Annotated in this window: 4 protein-coding genes; all 4 read right to left on the reverse strand. The window is 60.1% G+C overall.

Annotated features, from left to right (window positions below; all coding sequences use genetic code 11):
• Window positions 1-252 precede the first annotated feature (252 nt).
• Complete coding sequence (locus EN906_RS31085) at window positions 253-663, reverse strand: hypothetical protein (protein ID WP_236383325.1); 411 nt, start codon at window positions 661-663, stop codon at window positions 253-255.
• Window positions 664-836: 173 nt separating this feature from the next.
• On the reverse strand, window positions 837-1352 hold the full coding sequence (locus EN906_RS31090; protein WP_008875359.1) for a winged helix DNA-binding protein: 516 nt from the start codon (window positions 1350-1352) through the stop codon (window positions 837-839).
• Between the two features lie 238 nt (window positions 1353-1590).
• Window positions 1591-2013 (reverse strand): DUF6163 family protein, encoded by a 423-nt coding sequence (locus EN906_RS31095; RefSeq protein WP_127272646.1) that lies wholly within the window; start codon window positions 2011-2013, stop codon window positions 1591-1593.
• On the reverse strand, window positions 2010-2386 hold a 377-nt coding region (locus EN906_RS31100; protein ID WP_164777498.1), incomplete at its 5' end, for an enoyl-CoA hydratase/isomerase family protein. The genes EN906_RS31095 and EN906_RS31100, both read right to left, overlap by 4 nt.

Here is a 2386-nt window from a genome sequence, read left to right on the forward strand (position 1 = left end):
CCGTATCACCCTGGTGTGACAGCGCCCAGGCGCGATACGGATTGTGGGTGAACGCATGGTCTTCACACCAGCATCACTGCCACTCTCGGTTCCACTGGAATATGGCGGCAACGTGGCCTAGCGCCCGAATCCGACTGACCGGCATTCCGAAAAGGACGGACCGATGCTTTTGGGTATCGGGTCGGAGCCGTCGCCGACATGGGGTCGACTGCCGCGCGGCAGGACCGGCAGCCAGCCGCGAACGACCCTGGCTCAAGGCTTCGAACCCGGAGCCTCCAACTCGGAACATCGTTGCAGCACTTGGTTCTCAGGGTAACGCAATATCTTGCTGTCATCGAGTTTGAGCAGCAGCGCCCGCCTCTTTTCCACACTGTCGGTATCGTCCGAGCAAGTCAGGTCCAAAATGACGGCGTCCAGGCCTTTGATCTTCTGGACTTTGTCGATTGTGCAGCCGACTTCCCACATTTCCACCGACTTATCGGTGAACGTCACTCTGGAGTCATTGCCGTCGCACGGGCTGCTGCCTTCCATGGCGAAGGCATCCTTCCACCATTCCTCGGCGAAAGCCGTTTCTGACGCAAGCAGTAGCGCCGCCGCGACAAAACAGATCTTGAAACGCCTGCTTCGACCCATCATGCCCCCTTGTGCGGCGACATTAGGCATTGTGGAAGCGAAAGCAAAGCGTGGCCCACGGGGTTGCGGTCAGCCGACAAACAGATGAACTCAAGTCGCCGTCAGTCGCTAGAAAAAGGCCGATGCCTCTCGGCACCGGCCCTGACTGAAGGTCGATATTTCGGCCGCGTTTCTGTGGCGCGGGCCGGATCCGATGCGGCGCCTTACATCCGGTAGGCGATGGTGTCGTTCCAGAAGCGGTCGAGCCGCTGCAAAGCACGGTTCATCTGCTTGAACTCGTCGGTGTTGATGCCGCCGACCTGCTCGATCGAGCCAACATGACGCTCGTAGAGGCCGGCAACGACCTCCGCCACCTCGTTGCCCTTCGGCGTCAGCGAGACACGGACCGAACGGCGGTCGATGCGCGAGCGCTGGTGATTGATGAAGCCGAGATCGACCAGCTTCTTCAGATTGTAGGAGACGTTCGAGCCGAGATAGTAGCCACGCGAGCGCAGTTCGCCGGCGGTCAGCTCGGAATTGCCGATATTGAACAGCAGCAGCGCCTGGATGGCATTGATGTCGGAACGGCCGTTGCGGTCGAATTCGTCCTTGATCACATCAAGCAGGCGGCGGTGCAGCCGTTCAACAAGCTGCAGCGATTCCATGTACAGGGAACGGATAGCCTCGCGGCGATCGTCGGATACGTTGGCGGTCTTCGCCGCCGGACGCGAATTGATCATTGTCTTTGCCTCTCGTTTGTCGCCCTGGTGATTTTTTGTTTTTCACCTTGATCGCGACACTATCGAATACTCATAAAATTCGACTTAAACGCTAGGGCTAACAAGAGCTTACCGGTAAGAGGTTTCGGAAGAGGCTTAACGAACGGTCACCCGAGCAAGGATAATTAACCTAAAGATTTCGGCAACGATTGCGGAGCTCATTCGAGGCGACAGTGGGGCCGCCAATGGGTTCAACGGCTTAGTGGCGGACCGGGCGCTTCTGCAGGTAGATGACGACACGGAAGACGATGTAGAGCAGCGCCACCGCCGCATGCGAGGCGACAATCAGCAAGCGGTGGCCGAATAGCTCGGGAAAGCCGGCATACATGACCGTCTCGGTCACCGCGCAAATGAACCAGATCACCGGCCCCCAGGACGCCAGCATCCACAGGCCGGCAGCGGCAAAGGGAAAGAACACGGCGAGCACCACCGCAGCGACCTGCCAGTGCACGGGCATCAGGTCGAACCGCCACAGCGTACCCGGATAAAAGCCGATCAACCTGATCCAGTAGAGAATGCCGAACAGCAGGCAATAGCCCGATATGACGCGCTGGAACCAGGCGAAGATCACCTCCACCCCGGAGGGCTGCAGCACGACGCGCCTCGAGGTCACCTCGCTCATATCAAGAGTTCCCGTTCGCCGAGCGGCGCGAAATAGGCATCGACATCCGCTTCGCTGACCGCAGCGAGGCTTGCCGGCCGCCATTGCGGCTTCGAGCCCTTGTCGATGATGGCGGCGCGGATGCCTTCGTAGAAATCATGGCCGGCGAGCATCCGGTTGAGGATGCGGAACTCCATCTTCATGCAGGCTTCCATGGACAGCGTCAGTCCGGCGCTGATCTGCCGCCAGGCGACGCGCAGGCTGGTCGGCGAGCGGGTGCGGATCGTCGCCAGTGTCTTTGCCGCGAACTCGTCGGCGGCGGCCGCACGCTCGAGGCTGTCGATGACGCGGTTCAGGGACGGTTGCGAAAAATGGCGGACAATCGCCTCCAGCG

The organism is Mesorhizobium sp. M7A.F.Ca.CA.004.06.1.1 (assembly GCF_003999135.1).
Classification (GTDB): Bacteria; Pseudomonadota; Alphaproteobacteria; order Rhizobiales; family Rhizobiaceae; genus Mesorhizobium.

Coding starts and splice junctions, on each gene's coding strand:
- EN906_RS31085 (WP_236383325.1), bottom strand. CDS start 663: ATGCCTAATGTCGCCGCACAAGGGGGCATGATGGGTCGAAGCAGGCGT.
- EN906_RS31090 (WP_008875359.1), bottom strand. CDS start 1,352: ATGATCAATTCGCGTCCGGCGGCGAAGACCGCCAACGTATCCGACGAT.
- EN906_RS31095 (WP_127272646.1), bottom strand. CDS start 2,013: ATGAGCGAGGTGACCTCGAGGCGCGTCGTGCTGCAGCCCTCCGGGGTG.